The sequence below is a fragment of the Aquimarina amphilecti genome (assembly GCF_900109375.1).
In the GTDB taxonomy this organism is placed as follows: Bacteria; Bacteroidota; Bacteroidia; order Flavobacteriales; family Flavobacteriaceae; genus Aquimarina; species Aquimarina amphilecti.
On record NZ_FOAB01000012.1, the window covers coordinates 26,206 to 40,134 of the forward strand.

Annotated in this window: 12 protein-coding genes; 7 read left to right on the top strand and 5 right to left on the bottom strand. The window is 32.5% G+C overall.

Annotated features, from left to right (window positions below; genetic code table 11):
- Nucleotides 1–6: 6 nt before the first annotated feature.
- Complete coding sequence (locus tag BMY33_RS22355) at nt 7–906, top strand: lysophospholipid acyltransferase family protein (protein WP_091412674.1); 900 nt, start codon at nt 7–9, stop codon at nt 904–906.
- Nucleotides 907–957: 51 nt separating this feature from the next.
- On the opposite strand, the gene glmM is transcribed toward BMY33_RS22355, so the two are convergent.
- Together glmM and BMY33_RS22365 are read right to left on the bottom strand one after the other, a co-directional pair.
- On the bottom strand, nt 958–2,346 hold the full coding sequence (glmM, locus tag BMY33_RS22360) for a phosphoglucosamine mutase (protein ID WP_091412675.1): 1,389 nt from the start codon (nt 2,344–2,346) through the stop codon (nt 958–960).
- Nucleotides 2,347–2,494: 148 nt separating this feature from the next.
- Nucleotides 2,495–3,349, bottom strand: coding sequence for an SMP-30/gluconolactonase/LRE family protein (locus BMY33_RS22365; protein WP_091412677.1), 855 nt, complete (start codon nt 3,347–3,349; stop codon nt 2,495–2,497).
- A gap of 132 nt (nt 3,350–3,481) precedes the next feature.
- Between BMY33_RS22365 and BMY33_RS22370 the strand changes: the two genes are divergently transcribed.
- From BMY33_RS22370 to BMY33_RS22385, 4 genes are all read left to right on the top strand, one after another.
- Entirely contained in the window at nt 3,482–4,066 is a 585-nt protein-coding gene (locus BMY33_RS22370) for an acyl carrier protein phosphodiesterase (protein ID WP_091412680.1), read from the top strand.
- Complete coding sequence (locus BMY33_RS22375; protein ID WP_091412683.1) at nt 4,063–4,452, top strand: toxin-antitoxin system YwqK family antitoxin; 390 nt, start codon at nt 4,063–4,065, stop codon at nt 4,450–4,452. The genes BMY33_RS22370 and BMY33_RS22375 overlap by 4 nt, the downstream gene beginning before the upstream one ends.
- A gap of 16 nt (nt 4,453–4,468) precedes the next feature.
- Nucleotides 4,469–6,172 (top strand): gamma-glutamyltransferase, encoded by a 1,704-nt coding sequence (gene ggt / locus BMY33_RS22380; protein ID WP_091412790.1) that lies wholly within the window; start codon nt 4,469–4,471, stop codon nt 6,170–6,172.
- 278 nt (nt 6,173–6,450) lie between these two features.
- Nucleotides 6,451–7,506 (top strand): T9SS type A sorting domain-containing protein, encoded by a 1,056-nt coding sequence (locus tag BMY33_RS22385; protein ID WP_091412685.1) that lies wholly within the window; start codon nt 6,451–6,453, stop codon nt 7,504–7,506.
- Between the two features lie 172 nt (nt 7,507–7,678).
- Here BMY33_RS22385 and BMY33_RS22390 read toward each other — a convergent pair whose 3' ends face one another.
- Together BMY33_RS22390 and dnaK are read right to left on the bottom strand one after the other, a co-directional pair.
- Nucleotides 7,679–8,989: a phenylacetate--CoA ligase family protein gene (locus BMY33_RS22390; RefSeq protein ID WP_091412687.1), complete on the bottom strand. Its 1,311-nt coding sequence runs from the start codon at nt 8,987–8,989 to the stop codon at nt 7,679–7,681.
- A gap of 192 nt (nt 8,990–9,181) precedes the next feature.
- Nucleotides 9,182–11,092: a molecular chaperone DnaK gene (dnaK, locus tag BMY33_RS22395; protein ID WP_091412689.1), complete on the bottom strand. Its 1,911-nt coding sequence runs from the start codon at nt 11,090–11,092 to the stop codon at nt 9,182–9,184.
- A gap of 236 nt (nt 11,093–11,328) precedes the next feature.
- On the opposite strand from dnaK, the gene BMY33_RS22400 reads away from it, so the two are divergent.
- Both BMY33_RS22400 and BMY33_RS22405 read left to right on the top strand, forming a co-directional pair.
- Complete coding sequence (locus BMY33_RS22400) at nt 11,329–12,756, top strand: L-serine ammonia-lyase (protein WP_091412692.1); 1,428 nt, start codon at nt 11,329–11,331, stop codon at nt 12,754–12,756.
- Between the two features lie 9 nt (nt 12,757–12,765).
- Nucleotides 12,766–13,440: a CPBP family glutamic-type intramembrane protease gene (locus BMY33_RS22405; RefSeq protein ID WP_091412694.1), complete on the top strand. Its 675-nt coding sequence runs from the start codon at nt 12,766–12,768 to the stop codon at nt 13,438–13,440.
- A 1-nt stretch (nt 13,441) separates the two neighbouring features.
- On the opposite strand, the gene BMY33_RS22410 is transcribed toward BMY33_RS22405, so the two are convergent.
- On the bottom strand, nt 13,442–13,843 hold the full coding sequence (locus BMY33_RS22410) for a nuclear transport factor 2 family protein (RefSeq protein WP_091412696.1): 402 nt from the start codon (nt 13,841–13,843) through the stop codon (nt 13,442–13,444).
- Nucleotides 13,844–13,929: the final 86 nt, after the last annotated feature.

Sequence of the window (13,929 nt, forward strand, 5' to 3'; positions counted from 1 at the left end):
AACGTAATGCAACTACTGGTATATCGTCTTTTGTATCCAATTTTATGGATTATTTCTAAACTACCGTGGCGTGTATTTTACATGTTTTCTACTTGTGTGTACATCTTTGTATACCATGTTATTAGGTATAGAAAAAAAGCAGTAACAGAAAATCTTACGCTGGTCTTTCCTGAAAAATCAAAGGAAGACATTTCTAAAATAAGAAAAGCATTCTATAAACATATGTGTGATATGTTCCTAGAAATGGTCAAATCTATTTCTATTAGTGATAAAGATCTACTCGAACGATTTAAAATAATCGATATTGAATCGCTTAAGGAATTAGAAGCAAAAAACAAAAGTATTGTTGTTTTAATGGCACATTACGCTAGCTATGAATGGGCCACAGTTACACAATTATTAATTGATTTTCCTACGGTTGGTGTCTACAAACAAATAAAGAATAAATACTTTGATCAGCTTGTACATCGAATAAGAAAACGATATGACGCACGACTTATAGCTAGCTATAATGCTATGAAAGAAATCACAAGAGATAAAGTAAATGGTAAACTCTGTTCATATGCATTCTTATCTGATCAATCTCCAAGTCTTGCAAAAGCAACCTACTGGACAGATTTTATGGGAATCAAAGTACCTACTCATGTTGGCGGAGCCATTTTAGCTAAAAGACTAGATATGTCTGTTGCTTACTTACAGGTAGAAAAAATAAAAAGAGGATACTACCAAGGTAAATTTATTCCGATTACAGAAAATGCTAAAAACTGTGAAGACTTCTACATTGTAGAAACATACTTGCGAATGGTAGAAAAACAAATTCGGAAAGCTCCGGAATACTATCTATGGACTCATAAGCGATGGAAACATCGTGATGAAGAAATCCCCAAAGACGCAACTATACATTAAGAAAAAAAACACTCTTATCAGTTGAATTAACAAGAGTGTTTTTTGATTTTATTAAATTCCTGCTATTTCTTTAAGCGCAGTAATTGTTTCATTTGCTAATTGATCAGCTTTTTCCTGACTTAATGCTTCTGTATAAATTCTAATAATGGGTTCCGTATTACTTTTTCTAAGATGAACCCAAGAATCGTTAAAATCAACTTTTACACCATCAACCGTACTAACTTCTTCTGCCACATGCTTATTGTGAAATCCTTTTAAAATTTCATCGACATTTAATTCTGGTGTTAACTGCACCTTATTTTTACTCATAAAGTAAGATGGGTAACTATTACGTAATTCACTTACACTACATTTTTTTTCCGCTAGATGCGTTAAAAATAACGCAACACCTACTAGAGAATCTCTTCCATAATGTAACTCAGGATAAATAATACCTCCATTTCCTTCTCCACCAATAACAGCATTATTAGCTTTCATTTTCGAAACTACATTCACCTCTCCTACTGCACTAGCCTCATAAGTACCGTTATGTTTTTCTGTAACATCTCTTAATGCTCTACTAGAAGATAAATTAGAAACTGTATTTCCTGGCGTTTTTCCTAATACAAAATCTGCACAAGCTACTAATGTATATTCTTCTCCAAACATTTCTCCATCTTCACTCATAAATGCTAAACGATCTACATCTGGATCTACTGTAAGACCAAAATCCGCTTTTTCTTTTACGACCAACTCTGACAAATCAGTCAAATGTTCTTTAAGTGGTTCTGGATTATGAGGAAAGTGACCATTTGGTTCGCAATAAAGCTCCACTACCTCAACTCCCATTTGTTTAAGCAGTTTGGGAATAGCAATTCCTCCCGTAGAATTAACAGCATCTACCACTACTTTAAAATTTGCTTTCTTAACTATCTCTGGGTTTACTAAAGAAAGATTTAGTACTTCTTCAATATGCTTGTCAATATAAGTATCGTTGGTAGTAATTGAACCTAAATCATCTACTTCTGAGAAAAGATAATCATCATTTTCTGCTATATCTAGAATCTTTTTTCCATTTTCTGCATTCAAAAATTCTCCTTTGCCATCTAACAACTTAAGAGCATTCCATTGTTTAGGGTTATGACTTGCAGTTAATATAATTCCTCCATCTGCTTTTTCTAAAGGCACCGCTACCTCAACGGTTGGTGTGGTTGATAATCCTAAATCCACAACGTGTATACCTAAACCTACTAATCCATTCATTACCAATTGCTGAATCATTGATCCAGAAATACGGGCATCTCTACCTACAACAACAATAGGATGTTCTTTATTTGTTTCAGCTTTTAACCAGCTTCCATAAGCTGATGCGAACTTTACAGCGTCAATAGGTGTCAAATTATCTCCTACTTTTCCCCCAATAGTACCTCGAATACCCGAAATTGATTTGATTAATGTCATATATATGGTTAATTAAGTTTTCCTTGTTCGCAAATGTACAAGATACCAGTTATTGCTACAATTTAATACCTAAAAAACTTCAATGAAAAAATTATTGCTCATAAGTTTTTTCAAGAAAAAGAATCTGAAAATTTTAAAACAAAATAACTTAAAATGTGTTTGAAATAGCTTCAATACATCCTCTATCAGCCATAGTTATAAAGAATGTTTCATAGTTAGATCCAAAAGTAATATTTGTTGGTTTTTTCCCATTCAACATATACTCTTTTATAAACACACCCTTTTCCGATAATACTACAATACTTCCTTTACCATAGCGGCATATATAAAGATTTCCTTCATTATCACATCTCATCCCATCCAAACCATAATTATCAAAAGAAAAAAACAGTTTCTTATTTTTAATAAAACCTGTATTTGTGATATCATATACCCAAATTTTTCGTTGAACAGATTCATTCACATATAACTTTTTATTATCAGGACTTACCTCTATCCCATTAGTAGTCCCCATATTTCCTTCTAATAATTCGAATCCTTTTTCTTTAGTTACTTTCCAAACATTACCTGTATTCGTAACCCAATTAGGGTCACTGGCATATAACACTCCAATATCGCTAATTGCTATATCATTTGGTTGATTAGCTAAGGATTGATGTGCAAATACTTCTATCTTTTTTGTCTCTGTAGTAATTTTTAATATGTTATGGTTTATATAATCTGCAACATACATTTTATTTTTCCCTCCAAAACGGATCCCGTTTCCAATACTTCCATTGGGAAGTTTTAGAAATAAAGACGCCTTTCCATCTGGAGTAACTATCCCAATAGTTCCTTCTTCTTGATAGTTCACTGCATAAACATTTCCCAAATAATCAGTTGCCGGGCCTTCAATTCCTTTAGTAAAATCTCCCGGTTGTGTGTAATCAACACTTTGTGATATAACATCAAAAGGCGCTAAAAAAAAGAATAAAATCAAATTAAAAAACAAACAATGCTTCATGCTCCTAAATTAAAGTAGCCTAAATTATTTTTTTTGATTGCAAAAATCCTTTTTTTTATACAAACTACGTTATTTATAGTACAAACAACTTTTAAAATAAGATATCGTAAATAAAACTCGTATTTTAACCTAATGAATTTTTTAGCCCATATCTACCTTTCCGGAGAAGATCAAGAACTTAAAATAGGTAATTTTATTGCTGATTCGGTTAAAGGAAAAAAGTTCTCTCAATTTCCAGAACGAATACAACAAGGCATTACACTACACCGCAAAATAGACACATATACTGACAGTCATCCTACAGTTAGAGAAAGTGTATTGAGGTTGTTCCCAAAATACGGTCATTACAGTACTGTTATTGTAGATATATTATACGATCATTTTCTCGCAGCATATTGGAATGAATACTCAACGATTCCTTTAGAAAAATACGTCTCTGATTTCTACGAACTTTTACAAGAATATTATGAAGTACTTCCTAAACGTGTACAAGATTTTTTACCATACATGTTACGCGATAATTGGCTACTTAGCTATGCCACAATTCCAGGAATAGGAAGAATCCTTTATCAAATGAATCACAGAACAAAAAACAGATCTAAAATGAACTTTGCCATAATGGAATTAGAACAATATTATGACGAGTTTGAAAGAGAGTTCAGATCTTTCTTTGAGGAATTGGAATTATTTACAAAAAATGAAATGAGAAAGCTGTGAAAATACTATATCTCATTTTATTACTTTTTATATTTTCTTGTCACGAAAGACAACGAAATAATACAATAACAAATATATGTGACAAAGAAGCTATTTCATCTTCTAAAAACGGATATAACAAAAATTATTATGCAAACTCTATAAATTTAAAAAGTATTGGTCATTACAAAAATGGAATACGACAAGGGTTTTGGAAATATTTTTATCGAAACGGAAATGTAAAAGCGGAAGGACATTATCAAAATGGTAAAAAACAAGGATATTGGAAAGAATATCACACCAATGGAAATGTTAAATCCGAAGGGCATATAGATCATTGTACGCCTTCTGGATATTGGAAATATTATGATAAAAAAAATAACGTTACTAAAGAAATTAATTACTAATAAAACATCTAACACTATGCGATTGCTTTATCTCTTACTTTTTACACTAGTTATCTCATGCAAAACCAATCAAGAGCCAAAAATTACTTCTGAAATAAAACCAGTATTTGGAGTTATTGAAAAAAATGCAATGGTAGTTTCTGCAAGAAAAGAAGCTTCTAAAATTGGAAAAGATATTCTTCAAAAAGGGGGTAATGCATTCGATGCGATGGTTGCTACAGAAATGGCATTGGCAGTCTCCTACCCATATGCGGGTAACCTTGGAGGTGGCGGGTTCATGGTATACAGAAAAAACAACGGAGAAACTGGAGCAATTGATTATCGTGAAAAAGCTCCTCTTGCAGCTTCTAAGGACATGTATCTTGATGAAAATGGAGATCCAATTCCAGAAAAAAGTCAACTCGGTCCTTTAGCGGTCGGAGTTCCTGGCACCATTGCTGGTATATTCGAAGTACATAAAAAATTTGGAACACTCTCCATAAAAGAATTATTAACTCCAGTTGTTGAACTTGCCAAAAAAGGATACGTAATTACAGAAAATCAAGAGAAACGACTCGAACATTTTAGAGAATTATTTATCGAAACAAATAAAGATACTATCTTATATGCTAAGACAATTAAAGCGAATGACACTCTTAAGAATCCAATGTTAGCAAAAACTCTTGAGAGAATTATTGAAAACGGAAAAGATGAATTTTATCAAGGAGTAACAGGAGAAAAATTAGTCGCATACATTAAGTCACAAGGGGGAATAATGACTATGGAGGATTTGAACAAATACGAAGCTAAATGGCGTGATCCTGTTCAGTTTTCTTATAAAGATTTAAATATCATATCTATGTCTCCTCCTTCTAGCGGTGGCGTTTGCCTAGCACAAATCATGAAGATGATCGAGCCATATAACCTTAGTGAATATGGACATAACACATTAAAATCTATTCAAATTATTACTGAGGCTGAAAGAAGAGCTTATGCAGATCGGAGCTTCTACTTAGGAGATCCTGATTTTGTAAAAATTCCAATCGATACATTAATCAGTAATGAGTACTTATCAGAAAGAATGAAAGATTTTGATATGGATAAAGCTACTTTATCCTCGGACCTCAGTTATGGAAGTATTCCTGGGTATGAAAGTAGTGAAACTACTCACTATTCTATAATTGATCAATTCGGAAATGCAATTTCCGTAACTACTACCTTAAATGGAGCGTACGGTTCTAAACTTTATGTTCCTGAATTAGGTTTCTTTTTAAATAATGAAATGGATGACTTTAGTGCTAAACCTGGGACTCCAAATATGTTTGGATTATTAGGCGCTGAAGCAAATGCAATTGAACCAGAAAAAAGAATGCTTAGTTCAATGACACCAACACTGGTGGAAAAAGATGGGGAACTATGGATGTCAGTCGGTACTCCAGGAGGATCTACCATTATCACTTCTGTATTACAAACTATTTTGAACGTAAAAGAATATGGTATGACTATGCAAGATGCAGTAAATGCTCCTCGTTTTCATCATCAATGGTTACCAGATGTTGTTATTTTTGAGCCTAACTCATTTGATAAAAAAATACTCGATAGTTTAAAAACAAAAGGTTACAAAACTAATGAAGAAGAAAGTAGAGTAATCGGTAAAGTAGATGGTATTTTAGTATTGCCTGATGGAAATTTAGAAGGTGGAGCTGATAAACGCGGAGATGACGCAGCCGTTGGTTTTTAATTTTATTGTAGAAATCAATCAACAAAGAAAGCTAAATTATTCGCAAATTATTAGCATATAAATCAATATTCATATAAGAAAAAAGTTAAAAAAACTAAATTACATCAACAAAAACCAACTCCAAAGGCTTTTATTCAATGCCAATGCAACAATATTATCATTAATTGCCACAATTTTTACACCAGAGCTTTCTCCTTAAGAATACTTTAGTAGAAACTTAATTAACATTGTTAAAAACGTAAACACTTTTGAAAAAACAATGTTTAAAATATGTAATTATGATAAAAACATTATTTTCACTTCTGCTATGCGTATGCTCTATTTTTAGCGTGAACGCTCAGTATTCAATTAGTTATGATTCTACTGACCCTATTACTGTTATTGCAGGTCAATCTGTAACATTAAACTATACATATTCTGCATCTATGCAAGTCGACGCTCAATTTCAAATTTTTGAAACTGATAATCCAGGTATTTTTGGAGGAACTACTGCGGTAGGAACGGCAGTTGCAGAATTTCCTACTCTCGATGTAGGTACAGATGCAATGGGCACTATTACTCTAAACATTCCAGCAAATTTACCATTAAGCTCGTCTCTCTCCGGAACAGAATATCGCATTTTCGGAAAACTATCGTCTGAAGCCAATTCTGACGCTACTGCAGACGTTACTTGGGATACTGGAGGTGTATATCCATCAATAATAATAACAGCTCCTCCTTACTCCATATCTTATGATTCTACAAACCCAGTTACTGTTGCTGCAGGAGAATCTATAACATTAAATTACACGTATACAGCATCTATGGATGTAGCTACACAATTTCAAATTTTTGAGGCGGATGTTCCAGGTATATTTGGCGGAACTACTGCAAATGGTACTGCAGTAATTGTTACTCCGACTGTTGTAGCAGGAACAGATATATCAACTACAGTTACTCTTGACATACCGTCAGACCTCCCAATAAGTTCATCACTTTCAGGAACCAAGTATTACATTTTTGGAAAATTGTCTTCCGCGGACAATCCAGATGCAAGTTCTGATGCGGATTGGAGCGTCTCTGGAGAATATCCAGAAATCACTGTTTCGCCAGTACTTAGCACTAATGATTTTACCACTTTCGATAGAGATAAATTATACTTTAATAATGCTTCAACATCTTTAGTTATCAATGATATAAATGATATAAAATCTTTGAGTATTTATAATACTATCGGTAAAAAAGTATACGAAGTTGAAGATATAAAAAACGCAACAAATATCAACTTATCAACACTTCCAAAAGGGCTATATATCGCACGATCTGATTCGAAGTTTTTAAAATTTATTAGATAGAAAAAACATAACAGAATGAAACACTGTTAAAGTCGAAAAAGAATTAAAAAGCCAATGGAATGCATCATTGGCTTTTTAATTCTTTTTTAATTTGATTAACTAATCATAAATTTCATCAAGACTATAATACATAAGGCATCTCAACAAACTAAAAAGCACAAGAAGTAGTATTCTAAATCTGGGAATGATAAGTATTCATAACCTCTCTTCTTTTTCCGGAAGAAAGCAAAGGAATTTCATCTACATAAAGTATATCTATATTTGCATCTATTCCTAAATACCCTTTAAATTCCGTTAACATTTCAGCCTCATTTACTTTGTTATCTGTATTTAGCCTGATCTTATAATTCTTTTCTCCGTACTGAACTAATTGAAACTGTTTATAATCACCGTATTTACATAGTTTATAAGAAACATGAGAAGGAATAATTTCTCCTTTAGTATCATAAATCAAATCTAATTTTCTACCCTCAATTGACGAGAGATAACTGATATTATTTTTATCTAAACTTATAACTCCTATATCTCCTGTATCATATCGAATTATTGGCATTGCATAATTATGTAAATCAGTAACAATAATTCTTCCTCTCTCGCCTGGTGATACTGGAACATCCTTATAAAAATCAAAAACCTCAATAAAATAACTTGCAGAATTGATAATAAATTTAGAACATCCTCGTCTATTATCTTCTTGGGCTAAAATTCCATTCTCATTATTAGAATATCTCGAAATTGGTGAAACTCCAAAATACTTTTCCATACGATTTCTCACATAATCATTAAGTCCTTCTGACATTGTAATAATAGACTGCACATTCGTTTTTATTGGATCAGCCTCGATTTTGTCAAGATATTGACAGATTGTAGTAAATGCCGAAGTATACCCTAGAAAACTTTTTCTTACAGTATTTGATTTGAGTTCTTTTATAAATTCCTCTATTTCTTTATTAGAAAGATTAAAAACACTTTTAGGATATATATTCTGCCACCAGAATCTTGACATAAAATTATGTTTATAATTATCCGGCCAAATTTTCACGTATATTAATTTTTGGCCAATCTCATATCCCGATTTGTATGAAAAATATAAATTATCTCCCGTATTACGACAGCGCTTGCTCATATTCTGCAATATAGAAAACGGAGCTCCTGTAGAGCCACTAGTAGAAACTAATACGCAGTTCTTAGTTTTATATTTTGAAGATTTAAATTCTTCAAAATTATCGCGAATTATGTTTTTATTAATGACTGGAAAATCTAAAATTGAACTATAACCAGAATATTTCTGATAAAACCAAGTAGTACTAACAGCATGTTGAAGAATTTTCTGAAGGTATTCATCTTTTTTGGCCTGTACCGATTGAGAATTTGGATTTTCAATCAATTCCTTTATATCCTTAAAATGATTTTTGATATCATTTCCTTTAAGAATATCAAAAAACCAAAAGATTTTTCTACGAAAAACTTGTGATAGATTCATTAGTATATTCTATTACTCAGACCTATTAAAGATAGGTTCTATAAGCGATTTGCTCTATTAAGAATAACTGTGTGTGAATAAGATTATAAACAGGGGTATTGTTAAGCTTTGATAAAAGTAAACTATTTTTAAATATAAAAACAAAAAAAAAGCACAGTTTTCACTGTGCTTTTTTATATAGAATAACAATTCTTATTTAACTTCTTCAAAATCTACATCCTCTACATCACTACCTTCAGAGTCTCCTCCTTCAGGTTGTGCTCCAGCTTCTGGTCCTGCAGCTCCTCCTTGTTGAGCTTCAGCTTGCGCTTTATACATTTCCTCACTAGCTGCTTTCCAAGCTTCATTGATTTTATCAAGTGCTGGTTGTATAACAGCAAGATCTTTAGTTTCGTAAGCCTTTTTTAATTCCTCTAAAGCTTCTTCTACTGGCTTCTTATTATCATCAGAAATTTTATCTCCAAATTCCTTAAGCTGCTTTTCTGTCTGGAAAATCATTCCGTCAGCTTCATTTAACTTATCCGCAGTTTCTTTAGCTGTCTTATCTGCTTCTGCATTTGCTTCAGCTTCTTGTTTCATTTTTTCGATTTCTTCTTCTGTTAATCCAGAAGATGCTTCAATACGAATATCCTGAGACTTATTTGTAGCTTTATCGGTAGCAGACACTTTGATAATACCATTAGCATCTATATCAAAAGTAACTTCGATCTGAGGTGTACCCCTTTGTGCTGGTGGAATTCCGTCCAAATGAAAACGACCAATCGTTTTATTATCAGCTGCCATAGGACGCTCTCCTTGTAACACATGAATCTCTACAGAAGGTTGGTTATCTGCTGCTGTAGAAAATACTTGTGATTTTTTAGTAGGAATCGTTGTATTCGCTTCAATAAGCTTTGTCATAACATTCCCCATTGTCTCTATACCAAGAGAAAGTGGAGTAACATCTAATAACAATACATCTTTTACATCACCTGTAAGAACTCCTCCTTGGATAGCGGCTCCAACAGCAACTACTTCATCAGGATTTACTCCTTTACTCGGCGCTTTTCCAAAGAACTTTTCTACTGCTTCCTGAACAGCAGGAATACGAGTAGAACCTCCTACTAATATAATTTCATCAATATCACTTGTTGATAATCCTGCCGCTTTTAGTGCAGTTCTACAAGGTTCTATTGTACGCTTTACTAAATCATCAATTAATTGATCAAATTTAGCTTTTGTTAATGATCTTACTAAGTGTTTAGGACCACTTGCTGTAGCTGTAACATATGGCAAATTTATTTCTGTCTGAGAAGAAGAAGATAATTCAATCTTTGCTTTTTCAGCAGCTTCTTTTAAACGTTGTAAAGCCATTGGGTCTTTACGAAGATCCATATTTTCTTCAGCTTTAAACTCTTCTGCTAACCAATCAATAATTTTCTGATCAACATCGTCTCCTCCTAAATGTGTATCTCCATCTGTCGATAATACTTCAAATACACCATCTCCTAATTCAAGAATAGATACATCATGAGTACCACCACCAAAATCAAATACTACAATTTTTTGATCAGTACCTTTTTTATCAAGACCATATGCTAATGCAGCCGCTGTAGGCTCATTAATGATTCTTTCTACTTTAAGACCTGCTATCTCTCCTGCTTCTTTAGTTGCCTGACGCTGTGCATCATTAAAATATGCCGGTACAGTAATTACAGCTCTACTTACATCCTGTCCAAGATAATCCTCTGCTGTTTTCTTCATTTTCTGAAGCGTCATTGCAGACAATTCTTGCGGTGTATATAAACGACCATCGATATCAACTCGAGGCGTATTATTATCTCCTTTTACTACTTTATATGCAGCTCTTTCTGCTTCTTTTGCTGATTCAGAGAATTTATTCCCCATAAATCTTTTAATAGAAGAGATTGTTTTCGTAGGGTTCGTAACGGCCTGACGTTTTGCAGGATCACCAACCTTAATTTCTCCTCCTTCTACAAATGCAATTACAGATGGAGTAGTTCTCTTTCCTTCCGCATTAGGGATAACAACAGGCTCATTACCTTCCATTACAGAAACACAAGAGTTTGTTGTCCCTAAATCTATTCCTATTATCTTACTCATATTAGTATATAAATGTTTTAGTGTTGTTCTAAATTATTTATTGCACTTAAGTCAATGATTATGCCATGACAATTTATATGACAGGATGTCATTACTTTATAATCATAATTGAGTAATTTAAAAATACTCTCAAAAAACAAAACCAATCCACCTATCTAAGTATTCAATAAAAAAAAGTGTTCTTTTTTATCAATCCCCTATATTTACCAACATAATTTCACACTCAATTAAGAATTATGGAATGCATTAGTGTTTTTGATATGTTAAAGATCGGTGTCGGCCCTTCTAGTTCACATACATTTGGCCCTTGGAGAGCTGGAAGACGATGGATTGCTGAACTCAAGAAAAACAATCAGTTTGATCTAGTTCAATCAATAAAAGTTGATCTATTCGGATCTTTATCTCTTACTGGTAAAGGTCACGCTACTGATATAGCTTCTATATTAGGCTTATGTGGATATGATCCCCAGACAATTGATGTGGGAACAATCTCTTCAATAATTGAGGATATCAAATCAAAGAAAGTCCTATTATTTAATAAAGAATTATCCATCAATTTTAATCCAGAAACTCAAATTATTTTTAACAAGGAATTTAAAGAGTTTCATCCAAACGCTATAACGTTTACTGCTATCTTAAAAAACAAACAAGAAACAGCATCTACTTTCTATTCTATTGGTGGCGGTTTTGTTGTTCAAGAAACCAGAAAGAGAGAAAAGAAAAAAATGGAGGCATTTAGAGAGTTTCCACTTCCTGTTCAAAAAGCTACAGATCTTTTAGAATATTGTAAGAAGAAGAACAAAAAAATATCTGAAATTGTATTAGAAAACGAACTTTCTCTTCAGACTACTGAAGAAATAAATTCTAGAATAGGTGATATCTGGAATGTTATGCTAGAATCAATGTATCTAGGTTGTCATACAGAAGGAACACTTCCTGGTGGATTAAATGTAAGGCGTAGAGCATTTGATACTCATAAAAAATTAATTAGCGATTCTGCAAGCTATACTAATCCAACGGAATGGATAGAATCTATTAGAGATACTGAGGTTAAATTTCGCCAAATACTTAAATGGGTTTCTTGTTTTGCTCTTGCTGTTAATGAGGTAAATGCCTCACTAGGAAGAGTAGTTACTGCTCCCACAAATGGAAGTGCAGGCGTTATACCTGCAGTTATGATGTATTATATGGTTATTGAAAATCACGATGCGAATTTTGATGATATAAAGCAATTTATGCTAGTTGCAGGAGAAATTGGTAGTTTATTTAAAAAAGGGGCCACAATATCTGCTGCTATGGGCGGTTGTCAGGCAGAAATTGGAGTTTCATCTGCAATGGCCGCAGGAGCTTTAACTGAGTTAATGGGAGGAACACCAGAACAGGTAGTAATGGCTAGTGAAATTGCTATGGAACATCATTTAGGGTTAACTTGTGACCCAATTGGTGGTTTAGTACAAATCCCTTGCATAGAACGTAATGCAATGGGCGCTATAAAAGCAATCAACGCTTGTGAAATGGCTTTAGATTCTGACGCTGCAAATGCCAAAGTACCTTTGGATAAGGTAATAGAAACTATGTGGGAAACAGCAAAAGACATGAATACTAAATATAAAGAAACTAGTGAAGGAGGTTTAGCTATCAAGGTTAGTTTAAGCGACTGTTAATACTTACTGATGTCTACAGAAGTCTTATTTTACAAAATAAAAAAATTACTTGTTAGCTACTTTCGATTATTTGGATTGTATATACTCTTCTTTATCTGCGTAGCATTACTTCAGAGTATATTTCCTTACTTAGATCTAGAAAAATATTCTCAAGATGGGATTTTTGAAATTCTAAAGGAAAATAAGCTCAAAGCTTTTTTAGCAATGGTAGTCTTTGCTCCCTTTATAGAAGAATTAATGTTTAGAACATTACTAAAACCAAAAACAACAGATCTCCTCTTATTCCTGACCTCTTGGTCTCTTTTTATAATTACATTATTTATTACTTTAGAATTCGAATGGTATTATAGATATCTCTTATCAATAGCGTTAGTGACAGTATTATTTTTTACTTACAAAAAGATAATATCAATATCATTTTTAGAAAAAGCCGTAACTTACTTAAACAATTATCGATCAATTACACTTCAGGTCACATCGATAATTTTCGGTTTCCTACACATCTTTAATTATGTAGACTCTTTTAGGATAGATAGTATCTTATTTTTATTGATTGTTCCACGAATTATAGCTGGCCATATGTTCGGTAAAATAAAAATAGAAAACAACCATATGATTTGGCCGATACTTTTGCACTCGATTAATAATGGCGTTGTATTTTTAATAATAAGTAATAGATACTAAATTATTTACAACCTTTTCTTTTTCTAGTATCAGCAATTGCTATAATTCTCCAAGTAGTTCCATCATTAAATAATTGAAACACATTGACTCCGCAATGACTAAATTGATCATTTACATAAAACTCATATGGAGTCCAAATCTGAGCTATATGTTCATCTGCTTCAATTTTAAAGTCTAACAATTTCTCTAACCATTTCTGATCTTCAGGCCTATTATGTATAACTTCTAGAAAATTATTCATATTAGTTTTCATTGTTTTTACTTCACCTTCCTTTGTTTTTGCTATTGTCTGCATAACAATATTATCATCAATTGTTTTTCTTATTTTAGAGGTATCTCCTTTATGAAATCCATCAAAAAAATCTAAAACTGCTTGTTTTGCATTTTTTTGGTTAATATTCATTTCTTTTTGGGAAAAAATAATATTACAAGAAATTAATAAAGAACATATAATTAAAAATCTACACATAACATTGGGAGTTTAATAGA